The organism is Dellaglioa kimchii (assembly GCF_046115505.1).
Lineage (GTDB): Bacteria > Bacillota > Bacilli > Lactobacillales > Lactobacillaceae > Dellaglioa > Dellaglioa kimchii.
Genome location: NZ_CP170736.1, coordinates 164,994 through 179,142, shown reverse-complemented (window position 1 = coordinate 179,142; position 14,149 = coordinate 164,994). Strand labels below are relative to the sequence as shown.

At 33.8% G+C, this 14,149-nt stretch carries 14 protein-coding genes and 1 tRNA gene; all 15 read right to left on the bottom strand.

Going from position 1 to position 14,149, the window contains the following annotated elements; genetic code table 11:
• Positions 1–9 precede the first annotated feature (9 nt).
• The 15 genes from ACE83Q_RS00845 to glmM all read right to left on the bottom strand — a co-directional run bounded on the left by ACE83Q_RS00845 (position 10) and on the right by glmM (position 14,131).
• Entirely contained in the window at positions 10–1,176 is a 1,167-nt protein-coding gene (locus ACE83Q_RS00845; protein ID WP_409022256.1) for an MDR family MFS transporter, read from the bottom strand.
• Between the two features lie 27 nt (positions 1,177–1,203).
• Entirely contained in the window at positions 1,204–2,478 is a 1,275-nt protein-coding gene (locus tag ACE83Q_RS00840) for a cation:dicarboxylate symporter family transporter (protein WP_409022255.1), read from the bottom strand.
• 141 nt (positions 2,479–2,619) lie between these two features.
• Positions 2,620–3,102, bottom strand: coding sequence for a universal stress protein (locus tag ACE83Q_RS00835; RefSeq protein ID WP_409022254.1), 483 nt, complete (start codon positions 3,100–3,102; stop codon positions 2,620–2,622).
• Positions 3,103–3,143: 41 nt separating this feature from the next.
• Positions 3,144–3,317, bottom strand: a complete 174-nt coding sequence (locus tag ACE83Q_RS00830; protein WP_409022253.1) for a hypothetical protein — start codon at positions 3,315–3,317, stop codon at positions 3,144–3,146.
• Positions 3,318–3,373: 56 nt separating this feature from the next.
• Positions 3,374–4,525, bottom strand: a complete 1,152-nt coding sequence (locus ACE83Q_RS00825) for an aminotransferase class I/II-fold pyridoxal phosphate-dependent enzyme (protein WP_409022252.1) — start codon at positions 4,523–4,525, stop codon at positions 3,374–3,376.
• Positions 4,526–4,614: 89 nt separating this feature from the next.
• Positions 4,615–6,294: an oleate hydratase gene (locus tag ACE83Q_RS00820; RefSeq protein ID WP_409022251.1), complete on the bottom strand. Its 1,680-nt coding sequence runs from the start codon at positions 6,292–6,294 to the stop codon at positions 4,615–4,617.
• Between the two features lie 3 nt (positions 6,295–6,297).
• The gene (locus ACE83Q_RS00815) at positions 6,298–6,642 is read right to left on the bottom strand and encodes an ArsR/SmtB family transcription factor (protein ID WP_409022250.1); all 345 of its coding nucleotides are present in this window, start codon (positions 6,640–6,642) and stop codon (positions 6,298–6,300) included.
• A gap of 178 nt (positions 6,643–6,820) precedes the next feature.
• Complete coding sequence (locus ACE83Q_RS00810; protein ID WP_409022249.1) at positions 6,821–7,522, bottom strand: ribonuclease H family protein; 702 nt, start codon at positions 7,520–7,522, stop codon at positions 6,821–6,823.
• A gap of 147 nt (positions 7,523–7,669) precedes the next feature.
• Entirely contained in the window at positions 7,670–7,822 is a 153-nt protein-coding gene (locus ACE83Q_RS00805) for a hypothetical protein (RefSeq protein ID WP_409022248.1), read from the bottom strand.
• Positions 7,823–7,973: 151 nt separating this feature from the next.
• Positions 7,974–8,045, bottom strand: a tRNA-Asn gene (locus ACE83Q_RS00800).
• Between the two features lie 77 nt (positions 8,046–8,122).
• Positions 8,123–8,431, bottom strand: coding sequence for a hypothetical protein (locus ACE83Q_RS00795; protein ID WP_409022247.1), 309 nt, complete (start codon positions 8,429–8,431; stop codon positions 8,123–8,125).
• A gap of 235 nt (positions 8,432–8,666) precedes the next feature.
• Positions 8,667–9,731 (bottom strand): ABC transporter ATP-binding protein, encoded by a 1,065-nt coding sequence (locus ACE83Q_RS00790; protein WP_409022246.1) that lies wholly within the window; start codon positions 9,729–9,731, stop codon positions 8,667–8,669.
• 150 nt (positions 9,732–9,881) lie between these two features.
• Positions 9,882–10,592, bottom strand: a complete 711-nt coding sequence (locus tag ACE83Q_RS00785) for a glucosamine-6-phosphate deaminase (protein ID WP_409022245.1) — start codon at positions 10,590–10,592, stop codon at positions 9,882–9,884.
• Between the two features lie 150 nt (positions 10,593–10,742).
• Positions 10,743–12,560: a glutamine--fructose-6-phosphate transaminase (isomerizing) gene (glmS, locus tag ACE83Q_RS00780; protein WP_409022244.1), complete on the bottom strand. Its 1,818-nt coding sequence runs from the start codon at positions 12,558–12,560 to the stop codon at positions 10,743–10,745.
• Positions 12,561–12,775: 215 nt separating this feature from the next.
• Positions 12,776–14,131 carry a phosphoglucosamine mutase gene (glmM, locus tag ACE83Q_RS00775; protein WP_409022243.1) on the bottom strand — a complete coding sequence of 452 codons (1,356 nt, stop codon included), beginning with the start codon at positions 14,129–14,131 and terminating at the stop codon, positions 12,776–12,778.
• Between the last annotated feature and the right edge of the window lie 18 nt (positions 14,132–14,149).

Genomic DNA, 14,149 nt, shown 5'->3' with positions numbered 1-14,149 from the left:
GTGTTTTTTTTACGATCGTATATTCACTTTCTTAGTTGCAATAACAACAACTGCCAAGGCAAGTAAGATTAATAATGTCGAACCAACGAACAACCCGTTGTACGACAATCGTTCAATTACGATTCCACCAACTAATGGTCCTAACGCTTTACCAATAGATGCGGCAATATTAATCGTTCCTTGTGCCTTACCTTCTTGACCTGGCTCGGCCAGTTCATTAATCCATGCCGGAATGGCTGGGAATGCGACCATTTCACCTAACGTCAACAAGACCATTGAAAAAACAAAATGAGAAAAGTCTTTCGCAAAAATAAGTGTTGTAAATGATAACGCAAATAAGCCAACACCCATAATAATTTGTCTAAATAATGACTTAGCAATTGTTCTCGTTACAAGCGTCACTAGTGGTTGTCCAAAAACAATGAGTCCTGCATTAATCGTCCATAATAAACTATATTGACTCAATGGAATATCTAACTTATCCATATAAATTGATAAATTACTTTGCCATTGCTCATAACTCAACCAAATAACCAGGAATGTTAACCACATTGCGCCGATAATCCAGACTTTAGGATTAACACGACCTGATTGTTCTGATTTTGTTGGTTTCACTTTTTTTCGTATTGGATCAACTCTATACGCTAAAATAGCAGTAATCAAAAATATTGAATATAAAATTAATGCTGATACAAAGACCATTGTGACACTAACTTCAATCACGTATCCAACTAATAATGTCCCAATAACAATCCCTAAATTTAAAGCTAAATAAAAGAGATTAAAAACATATCGACTATCTTTTCTTCTAATTGTGGCCGCAAATGAATTTAAAATTGTTGCCACAATCCCGTTACCAAGACCCAAAATAACTAGCAAAATTGGATACGCTGGCCAACCATGCATGAAAACTAAGCCTAAAACAGCTAGCCATGCAATTACGATTCCTACCAATGTCGCATAATAAGGTCGCCATTTATCAAATAAATAACCACCAGCATAATTACCAATAATAGTCGCAACTGAGTTTATTAATAGTACAATTCCAGAAAATGTTAAACTTTTACCTAAATAGTTATGCATGTAAATTGTTGTTAACGGCCAGACGAAACTCGAACCTGCGCTACTAATCACTGAACCTATTAACAACCATTTTAATTTAATTTCTTTCGTCATTTTTTTCCGAAAGCCCCCTTTTTAAGGTTACTTAATGTTCAATTTTTCTAAATACTTTTGATTCTTTTCACGATCAAATTCATTTTCTGATTGTGCGATAATAACAGCTGCTAATGAATTACCAACAACATTGACGGTTGTACGACCCATATCTATAATTCTATCAACTCCAGCGATAAAAGCCAACCCCGAAGCAGGAACACCAATAGTTGAGATTGTCGCTAATAGGACGACAAATGATGCACCAGGTACTCCAGCCATCCCTTTAGACGTAATCATTAATACAATTAATAATGTAACTTGTTGTCCAATTGATAAATTAATATGATAAGCCTGTGCTAAAAACAGAGCAGCTATTGACTGATAAATTGCTGATCCATCTAGATTAAATGTATATCCTGTTGGAACAACAAAAGAAACAATTCCCTTTTTAACACCAAAATTTTCCATTTTTTCCATAATTTTAGGCAGTGCTGCTTCAGAACTAGCCGTTGAAAAAGCAAGAATCATTTCATCCTTAATTACCTTTAATAAGACGATTAAATTAATTTTAAATAATTTAGCAACAAGACCCATTACTACAATAACAAAAAATATCATCGTTATATAGGTCACAATAATAAAGAACCCTAATGGTTTTAAAGCAGAAACGCCTAATTGTGCTATTGTGACACCAATTAATGCAAAAACACCGATAGGTGCCAATTTCATTACCCAGTTTGTCACTTTGAACATAACTTCAGATACAGCTGAGAAGAAATCAATAATCGGTTTTCCCTTCTCACCTAGCGTTGCTGTCCCAAGTCCAAATAAAACGGAAAAGAAGATAATAGGCAGCATATCGCCTTTAACAAGTGCATCAAAAATATTAGTTGGCACAATATGCATTAAAATCGTACTCAACCCAGTAGAGGTTGATTTTTCAGTTGTAACATATTGACTAATATCGACTTTATTTAAAGCTGTAATATCTATAAATTGTCCTGGTTTAGTTAAGTTACCAACAATTAATCCTAATGCAATCGCAATTGTTGTCATAATTTCAAAGTAAATTAATGTTTTTCCACCGATTCTACCTAATTTGTGGATATCTCCCATATTGGCGATTCCGACCACTAGACACGAAACAACAATCGGTAAGACAATCATTTTGATCATATTAATAAAGATGGTTCCCAGCGGTTGAAGTGAGTTAATAATGAGTTTATTTTGATACCCAATAGCACCAATAATAATTCCTAAAATTAATCCAATTAAAATTTGCCACCCAAGACTAATTCGGTACGCTTTATAATATTTCAATTTAACCATCCTCACTATATTTTAATTTACTATGGTTAATCTTATCATATATACGAACAATTATGTTATTTTTTTATTAAAAAAGAGCAAAAAACTGTAAAATGAGTTTTTCGCTCTTTTAACATTCATATTTTTAAAATATTATCTGATGACACTAACGGAACATTGTGCATTTTGAGCCATGTAACTAGCTTGAGAGCCAATAAATAATTTCTTTGAATTACTTGGCGTATTCGTTTTTGAACCGCAAATTAGAATATCCGGTTTAAAATCTGGAATAACCTTCTCAACAATTTCGGAACCTGGTCTACCAGCAGAAACAATTGCTTGTACATTTTTAACGCCAAAATCATGCGCCTTATCTACATAGCGTTCGATACTTTCTTCAAGTAATTGTTTATTTTCTTTGATAACAACTGGTGACATAGAATCAAAAATATTCATATCACCTGTCTCTAATATTGAAACAATCCCTAAAGGAATTTGTTGTAACTTAGCTAACGCTACCGCATAATTAAAAGCTAAAATTGATGATTCAGAATCATCCTCATCTATGGCAACTAAAACGCGTTTAAAAGTTACCGGTGTTATATCAAAGTCCAACTTTTCTAATCTATTATTCATATTGTCACTCCTCACTTGTTTTGTTGCCATTATTGATGATTTTACTTACGCCAGTTACTTGGGCTCCAAAGCTGCCCTTCCATTGAGCCATGCAAGCTCTCAATTTCAACTGACTGATCTTTTAATAGCGCAATTGTAGCTTCAATCAATAATTGGTTTTCTTCTGTTTCAATTTTTTTAAGCTCAGCAATTGTCCAGTCAACATTTCCATCCATTTTAATCACTCCTTTTACTCATACAAACGTACCATAATTAGATTAATAAATTGAATTTAATGCTTACTATTTTCCAAGGCGATGATGAGTTTTGCTAACTGTTCATCACTTGCAGCAAAACTTATTCTAAAGTAGCCCTCACCAAATTCTGTGAATGCACTACCTGGAACAACAGCTACCTTTTCTTTCAGAGCAAGTTGCTGACAAAATTCAACTGACGTTAATTTTAGTTTTTTAGGTATTTCAACGAATAAATAAAAGGCGCCATCCGGTTTAATTAAATTATAACCTAATTTTTCTAAGGCTGTTACCAATCTATCACGACGAATATGATAAGCATCTCTCATTGGTACACTATCTTGCTTCCCATTTTTAACAGCTTCAAGTGCTGCTACTTGTGATAAAGTTGCCGCGGTCGTTACGTGATATTGATGGACCTTTTTCATAGCATTAATTAATCGTTCTTCCGCTAATACAAATCCAATCCGCCAACCGGTCATTGCATGTGATTTAGACAATCCCATTATTAAAATTGTCCCTTCAGGATACAAATTAGCCATGGAAATATGTGGTTGTTCATAGGTTAACTCACAGTAAATTTCATCGCTCATTACCCAAATGTCATGTTTTTTCAAAACATCTTTAATAGAAGATAACTCAATTTTACCATAAGAAACACCAGTAGGGTTAGTTGGATAATTAAATATAAATCCAACGATAGCTTTATTCTTATTTTCCTGCAATGTCTTTTCAATAAGCTCTGCCGTTACCCTAAAGTTCGTCGTACGTGTATCCATAAAAATAGGTTTAACGCCTTGTAACTGCATTAATGGCAAGTAAGCTGGATAACAAGGAACCGGTACTAAAATGTAATCTCCTGGTGTTGTTACCGTCTTTAATGCTGTAGCAATTGCCTCAGTTGCCCCAACGGTCACTAAAACATTCTTTGCGTCATAAGCTAATTCAAACTTTTCATTATAATAATCAGCCGTTGCCTGTCGTAATTCTGGATTACCGGCTGAGGCTTCATAATGTGTTCGTCCGTTATCAAGTGCTGTTTTTGTAACGTCCATAATATGTTGAGGTGTGATGAAATTAGGTTCACCTAACGTTAACTTATCGATACCGTCTATTTTGGAGACCCATTCATCAAATCGACGAATACCTGATAATTGTATCTGATCAGCTACTGTATTTATTTTGATCATTAAGACACCTTCTCCGAATTAGAATGAATCTTAATTATACATCAAAAAAATAACGATTTATAAAAATTCTTATAAATCGTTATTTCAACTTATCTAAACATTGTTTTCGTTGCTTTAGCCAAAACTTTTGGCATTTTTTCATAATGATGTAATGGTGTTAATTGCGTATCTGAAATTCCTAAGAACTTGTACACAGCAATTTGTGCACAACGGAACGAATATTGTTCTGTAAAGACCATATCAAATGGCATTTCTGCGAATTGACTAATAAAGGCCAAGTTCTTTGAATGTTCAGGTACAACGTCAGGACGATCACCAATTGCGCGACGGTTAAATAAGGCACTCGCATATGGCATATAAACAGGTATAACATTAACAACACTATCCATAATTTCATCTGTACGTTGGCTAATATTGTTCGTAGCTGTATCTGTTTGTGCCAAATGGCCTAATAATTCTTCTAACATTTCGCGACCAGTCATCTCGATAAATGGTTTTTGAACAAAATCACCCTTGCGACGAGGATATAAACAGTAACCCCAGAATACAGTCTCATTTTCTTTTTGAGCATGGAAATGAGGTTGATGATGAACCACGATTGATAATAAATTATTACTATCAACCCAGGTATTCAATGCATTACCAGGTTCTTGTTGTGTAATCCGTGCAATTTCATTTACTGCTAAATGATTATCAGTTGTGACTGTAAAACTCATCCATTCACTTTGTTGTCGATCATTAAAGAATTTATCTGGTTTACCTAAGTTATAGAAATGTTCAGTAGCTTGTTTCCATAATTTAGCACTAGGTGCATAGTCCATATTTTCCACAATCGGTGTATCAATATCGCCCATTGATGAACTATCTGTAATTGAACCATTCGTATCAAATACTAAATCGCCATCATTAATAATGATTTCGCCGACTTTATTATCATTATCGACTTCTTCATATTCAAGACAAGTGACAACAATATCATCACGTAAAGCTGTATCTTTAAATTTAAATTCAGTTATCTTACGGTTATCCACAAAGGTTACACCACGGTCTGTAAGATATTTACGCATTGGTAAAATAATACTTTCATATTGGTTATATGGTGTTCTTGTAACACCTTCCAATGTATTAATACGACTAAATTCAAGAATCATTCGGTTCATGTAACGACGTAATTCCATCGCTGAACTTTCCTTTTTGAAGGCAAAAGTTGTTTGCCACATATACCAGAAATTAGTTGTAAACATATGTGGACTATTTTCAAACCATTTTTCAATACTAATATCATTAATCTCTGATTCCTTTGATTCAGGCATCGTCATTAATTTTGTAAGTAAAACGCGATCTCGTGTATTAAATTGCATATGACGGTAATCATTCTTACCGCCTTTATTTCTAATACCATCCATTTTATCAATTAAACGTGCAATATCATGTGTTGGATGTGCATGATCAAAGTCTAAAATTTCATCTGTAACTGTCTTTCCAGGATTATCCAATGATGGCACTTCTCGAAGAACATCCCATAAGTTTTCATATGTTTCTTCATTCAACATACGACCACCCTTAGCCAGGAATCCCTTTTGATTACTCAAACCTTGGTTACCATATTCAGTCACATAATCTTTAACTGCAGCGCCATCATTAGCACCATGTTTTTCTAAACCAAACATCGTAATTTGGTCACCATGCCAGCCACCATCGCGAATTAAATAAATACCTGCTGCTAAGTTACCAACGCCTGTACCAATCATATATGCTTTTTGAGTCATAATCTATTCCTCCTTCGATTTTTCGCCTTCACGAATCATTTTAATTAAATGTTCCAAACGGTTTAATGTTTTTTCAGGTGTTAAAAAGTAAAAACGTTTTAATCCTGTTTGCTTGTAATCAATAAGTCCCACATTTTTTAAAACTTTCAAATGATGTGAAACTGCCGGTTGTGATAATGCCATGCGGTCAACCAGCTCAGAAACCGTTAACTCTTGCCGTGACTTAGAACCTAGCAAAATAATTAATCGTTGTCTTTTTTCATCTGCCAAAGCATTCAAAATATCTAGATTGGAAATAAATTCCTGTAACGCTTCGGATTGCCCTGGTTCTAATTCTTCAGCTTCCATTGTCAATCATCCCCCTATATCTATCTTCATGAATATAATAACACCGCGTTAGAATTTTAGCAACCGCTTTCAGTAAACGTTTTAATTTACTGCCTAATCTTTTTTATTCATCTTAATTTGAATTCATTTAAATAAAAAAAGTGGCTCTCTACATTAGTAGAAATCCACTTCACCTATCTTACATTTTATCCATTGTTTCATTTAATAATTCATCAACTTTATTATTACCTTCATTATCTGCATGACCCTTTGTCCATTCAAAATCAACATTAGTGAAAGCGGGTATTAATTCAGCAACTTGTTGCCAAAGTTCAACATTAAGTACCGTTTGACCATCCGCTTTTTTCCAATTTCGACGTTGCCAACCTACTAACCAATTTTTTTGAATTGCGTTCAAGACATACTTTGAATCTAATATAAATACAACGTGTTCTTCACGTAATCCTAAATCAATTAATTTTTTCATAGCTTGAAGAAAAGCCATAATTTCCATATGATTATTAGTCTTACCTTTTTCACCATCTGTACCAGAAAAGGCTTCACTCGGTGTTTTAATATAAAATGCCCATGCCGCAGTATCTTCTGCTAAGACATGACCGCCTAATTTATTACCATGATTTCTCGAACCACCATCAGTCCAGACTTGAATTGAATCTGAAGTTAAAGTTACAGATTGATGAACTGCTGTTGACCCTTTTTTACTACCTGTTGCTGTTGGTCTAGGCGCCCCATCATCCATCCAATTTTGGGCTTCATCTCGTGTTTCAAATCCTTTGTATCGCGCTCCATCGTACCCATTAACCAATTTTGCTACATCAGGCCATTTGGTGAAAATACCCGTTTTACGTCCTTTATATACCGCATAAAAATTCTTAGCCAATTTAAATCACTCCATTAGTCAGTTTATTGATTCTTTTATTGTAAGCTAAAAGGTACTAAAAATATATTTAAATAAAAAATACTCATTCTAAAGTATGCAAAAAAACCACCGTTCTAATCAACGGTGGCCATCATTTATTTAACTAAATTATGCTTTTTTTGCTGCAACTGCTGCGTCGTTAGCTTTGCTTTCTTTTAAGAAAGTAGCAAGTTCTTGTTGTTTACGACGACGGTTCTTTTTGTTTGGAGTATTAACTGGACGACGATCGTTACCGACACCTGTATGGTTGTTTGATGACATTTCGCAATCCCCCTTTCTTACAATCTCTTAATTTTAAACTGTATTCAGAAATAATTCAAGTTAATCATTAATTTCTTATAATGGACTCAAAAAATTAAGTTCATAAATAAAAAAAGATAACCGGCAGTAAGTCGATCATCCTCTATGAATACTGCTCAGGTAGGGATCGAACCTACGACATCTTGATTAACAGTCAAGCGTTCTACCGCTGAACTACTGAGCAATCTTTATAATTCATTTCTGTCTATACTATTTTATACCATAGGTTAACCTATTTTGTAAAGATATTTTTGGTAATATTTACTCAATATGATTGTCTTTTAATATCGCATTCAAATCGTTTTGAGCTTCTTCTGTTTTATGCCACTCTTGATATTCAGTAAATGCTTCTAGTGGCATTTCAAAATTTTGATTAATATATTTTTCATAATTAATAACGTGTGATGATCTGGGAATATTTAACTGTAGAATACGGACTTCTTTCAATAAATCTCTTTGAACTGCAAGTTCCGCTCTCCCATTTTGTACCATGTTCGATAATTCAAAATATTTAGAACCATCTTTTCTAGTAATTTCTTCAATTAATGATAAAACTTCATGACTTTTCATATTGAACCCAACTTTCTACATCTATTCTCTTAATTAAGTATAAACACATTTGACAATAAGTACAACAAGCACAAAAAAAGCCACTACATCGCAATAGTGGCTAGCATAAGAGAGAAAGAGAATTGATAAAGGTAATTCATATACCTTACAAACTTAAGATAACATCTAATGTAAGCGTTGTCAATAGTTTGTATTAAAAAAGTGCTGTCGAATTATCTACGCCAACACTTTCCTATTATTTCGTATTATCTGGATGAACAATACTTGTTGGGTTCTCAATAATATGACTTATTGAATGCCCTGATATATTTACTAAACTAAAGAATACCACAGCGACTAAAATCACAGCTGTAAGCACCTTACTTGGTTTAGACATTTTTTCATTTAAAACAGAGCCATAGAAATCCTTTTTTACCTTTTCGGTAACAACTTGCTTTGAAACGCCTAAATTTGCTTCATCAGCGCTTTCTTTGTCTACTTGACTAATAAGATAGTCATCGATACTAAACGCTTTTTGAGCCTCTTTTTGTTTCTTTTGGTACGCTGTTTTTTCTTTTTTTGATAATTTTTTAAACCAATCAATATAAGCTTTATATTTAGTGACAACTTCTTTAGTAGGACCAACTTGTTTTAAATCACCATATTGGATCCATGCGACACGATCGCATAGCATTTCAATTTGTTTTAATGAATGACTAACAAAAATAATTGTTTTTCCTTGTTCTTTAAATTCATTAATTTTATCAACACATTTTTGATAAAAAGTATCATCGCCAACTGACAATGCCTCATCAATAATCAAAATATCAGGATCAATATGCACGGCAATAGCAAAGCCTAAACGAGATTTCATCCCACTAGAATAGCTTTTAACAGGTTGATAAACAAAATCACCTAAATCAGCAAAATTAATAATTTCATCTAAAATGTCATCAATTTGTTGATTAGTTAAGCCCTGCATTAACCCTTTTAATCGAATATTTTCTAATCCGGTTAGTTGGCCTCTCAATCCAGCGCCGATAGCAATAATAGAAGTTTCTCCGCGAACATCTACAATACCGGTTGTTTGTGGAATAATTCCCGAAATAATATTGGATAACGTTGATTTACCTGAGCCGTTAACGCCAATTAAACCAAGTGTTTCTCCACTCATAACATCCATTGAGATTCCTTTAAGAGACCAAAAATGAGGTACCGTCGTACTTTTAAAAGAAAAGAATGATTTGATATGTTCAGATTTTGTTTTAAATAAGTCATATTCTTTTGTGACATTTTTTACTCTAATTTTATAATCGACCATTTTTTCAACTTCCTAAAAACGTATTTTCTTACAATTGTCATCATGTTACTAGACTTACTATCAACCGTCAAGCAAGCACGAAACACAAATAGAACTAATCCATTTATTTTAACGCTTTAAATGAATTAGTTCTACATATGGATGATAATTTTATTTATTTTTTAATAAACTTGCAGCTGCTTCATCAACAATGACAACTACATCATCATGATTTTGTAAGAAACTTGCAGGTAGGTCTTCTGTTATTGGGCCCTCAATCATTCCCTTAATAGCTTCTGCCTTACTTTCACCAAAAGCTTCAAGTAAAATCTTGTGCGACTTCATGATTGATCCAATACCCATTGAATAAGCATATTTGGGAACATCATTTTCGTTATCAAAGAAACGTGCATTTGATTTGATCGTTGACTCCGTTAAATGAACTTTATGTGTCAAGCTATCTTCAGCTGTTCCAGGTTCATTGAATCCAATATGACCATTTTTACCAATACCCAAAATTTGTAAATCGATTGGGTTATCTTCAATAATTTTGTCATAACGTTTTGTTTCTTTTTCTGAATCACTTTCAAGACCATTAGGTAAGTAAGATGTCTTAAATGGTTTTTTACTAAATAAATTTTCATTCATAAAGTAACGGTAACTTTGTGAATCTTTTTCACCTAAACCAACATATTCATCTAAGTTAACTGATGTTGAATCCATAAAATCCAAGTCACTAGCTGCAATTGCAGCATAGGTTGTTAACGGTGTGCTTCCTGTAGCAAGTCCAAAAACTTTAGCGTTTGTTTCTTTAGCAGCTTTAAAAATTTCGTAGCCTTTTTGGCCACCCTCATTTTGGTCTTTAACAATAATTAATTTCATTTGATTGTCCTCTTTTCAATTATTTATTTCTCTAATTGGTATAGTCCAATAATACAATATCATTTTAAAAAAAGCAATAGGTCTATACCAAATAATAAACAAAAAAATGATACTACCCTTAAACAGGTAATATCATTTCTTCAATCTATCTTATTCGACAGTAACACTCTTAGCTAAATTACGAGGTTTATCAACATCATAGCCACGGTTTAGACTTGTATAGTAAGCCAATAATTGTGCAGGTACAATACTTACTAACGGTGTTAATAAGTCAGAAACATCTGGTAATACAATTTGATCACCCTCGTTTGCTAATGCTTCTGTTGAGATGATAATTGTATTTGCTCCACGAGCCAAAACTTCTTGAACATTGCCTCGCGTATGACTTGCAGTCGGTTTATCAGTGATGATAGCAACAACCGGTGTGCCTTCTTCAATCAAGGCAATGGTTCCATGTTTTAATTCACCAGACGCAAAACCTTCCGTTTGAACATAAGAGACTTCTTTTAATTTAAGTGCAGCTTCAATTGAAACGTCATAATCAATACCACGACCAATATAGAAAGCATTACGTGTTTCACTTAAGAATTCTTTCGCTAAATCATTAATTGAGTCTTTATCATCAACCATAGCTTGCATAGCATTTGCAACCATTGTTAATTCATGATAAACATCAAAATTAATAGCTTTTGTTTGTTTTGTAACTGTTCCTAACGCTTTTGCTAAAAGTGCTTCAACGGCAATTTGAGCTGTATATGCCTTAGTTGAGGCAACTGCTATTTCAGGACCAGCATGTAATAACAACGTGTATGTTGCTTCACGAGAAAGCGTAGAATTTGCTGAGTTTGTAATCGTTAAACTTGGATACATCATTTCGTTAACTTTTACAAGAACCTGACGGCTATCAGCTGTTTCACCACTTTGTGATAAGAAAATAAAGAATGGTTTTTCTGAAAGTAATGGCATATGATAACCAAATTCTGAAGCAACATGTACTTCTGTTGGTACATTAGCTAAACCTTCAAATAATTCTTTTCCAACTAATCCGGCATGGTAACTTGTTCCTGCAGCAACAATATAGATGCGATCAGCAGCTTTCATTGCATTTAAAATATTATCATCTATTTTAACAGTTTCTTCATTTTCAACATACTCACTCAATAAACGGCGCATAACAGCAGGCTGTTCATCGATTTCTTTTAGCATGTAAAATGGATATGCGCCTTTTTCTGAATCGCTATCATCCATTTCAACATGATATGAATCACGTGATACGGCTTCACCAGCTTTATTTTCAATTTCAATAGAGTCAGGTTTAACAATAACCATTTCGCCGTCCATTAGTTCAATAAAGTCATGTGTTTCTTTCAACATTGCCATGGCATCACTGCAGACAACATTAAAGCCATCCCCAACACCAATTAATAAAGGACTCTTATTCTTAGCCACAAACAATGTTTCTGGTTCTTCACGATCCATCATCAAGAAAGCATATGAAGAACCTTCAAGTAATGATAAAACTTTTTTGAATGCTTGCTTAGCAGTTAAATTTTCTTTATTTGCAAAATATCCAATTAATTGAACAACAACCTCAGTATCTGTTTCACTAACAAAATTTACGTCTTTTAAATATTGGTCTTTTAATTGAGAAAAATTAGTGATAACGCCATTATGTACAAGGTAAAAGCGGCCATCTTCAGAAACATGAGGATGGGCATTAAATTTACTTGGTACGCCATGTGTTGCCCAACGCGTATGTCCAATGCCAGCAGTTCCATGAACCTTATCATCAATGGCCGACTTCAAATTCGAAATACGTCCAGCCTCTTTAACAAGGTAATCTTCACCCGTTTTGTTATCAACAAAAATACCGGCTGAATCATAGCCACGGTATTCTAATTTTTCCAAACCATTAATTAAAATTTCAACAGTATTCGTTTTTCCTGTTACGCCAACAATTCCACACATAGTTTATGTCATCCTTTTTTTAAATGTATTTTTTATTATTATTTTATAATTGGTATATATGTTTTAAAAACAAGTAACCCTTATCAATATCTATTAATATACCTTTCTAATATTTTTTTGTCAATAATTATTATATTGGTCTAGATTCCAAATCAACTTTTAAATAAAAAAAGAGCCATTTGAATTTTCATTCAAATGACTCTTTCTCTTAATTTCTAAACGCCCATTTCAGTTTGAACTGTTTGAACAATTCGATCAACATAAGCTTTAACTTCTTTTTCTGTTGGTGCTTCAGCCATAACGCGTAATAAGTTTTCAGTTCCACTAGGTCTTACAAGAACACGGCCATCACCGGCCATTTCTGCTTCAACTTCTGCAATACTATCTTTAATTTTTTGATTATCTAATGCAGCTTGCTTATCTGTCACTCTAACATTCACAAGTTCTTGCGGATAAGTCTGAACAGCTGCAGCTAATTCAGATAACTTCTTACCTGTTTTCTTCATAACATTTAGCAATTGAATAGCAGTTAGCATCCCATCGCCAGTTGTATTATAATCTAAGAATACAATATGTCCAGATTGTTCGCCACCAATGTTGTAACCGTCAGCACGCATTTTTTCAACAACATAACGATCACCAACTTGTGTTTTAACTGATGTTAAATCAGCTGCTTCAAGTGCTTTGTATAGTCCAATATTACTCATAACAGTTGTCACAACCGTTTCTTTTTTCAAGCGACCACGTTCATTCATGTATAATCCACAAATGTACATAATTTTATCGCCATCAATAATATTACCTAATTCATCAACAGCAATACATCTATCACCATCGCCATCAAAAGCAATCCCGGCTTCAAGTTTATTTTCAACTACAAATTTAGCTAATCCTTCTGGATGTGTTGATCCAACGCCATCATTAATATTTAATCCATCAGGTGAAGTTGCCATCGTTTCAAATTCAGCATTTAAATCAGCAAACAAACGTGAAACAAGTCCACTTGTTGCGCCATTAGCTGAATCAATTCCAACATGAATTCCTTCTAAATCATCAGGAATTGTTTGTTCCAAAAATTGTGTATATTTTAGTACACCTTCTGGGTAATCTGCCAATACTCCAAGGCCTTCACCTTCTGGTCTTGGTAAATCATCAGAATCTTTTTCTAATAAAACTTCAATTTCTTCTTCTTGTTCATCAGATAGTTTATAACCATCTGCACCAAAAAATTTAATGCCGTTATCTTGAACGGGATTATGTGAAGCTGAAATCATAATTCCAGCAACTGCATTTTGGGCACGTACAAGGTACGCTACACCAGGTGTTGAAATAACGCCTAATGAGAGTACTTCAATCCCAACTGATAATAACCCTGAAATCAAAGCTTGTTCAAGCATTTGACCAGAGATACGTGTATCACGAGCAACAAGCACTTGTGGTCTATCATTATTTTCAAGTTGTGCATGCTCTGATAGAACATACCCACCTAAACGTCCCAATCTAAATGCTAACTCAGGACTTAGTTCTTTATTTGCAATTCCTCTAACACCATCTGTACCAAAATATTTCATTATTTTCTCCTCACTAAT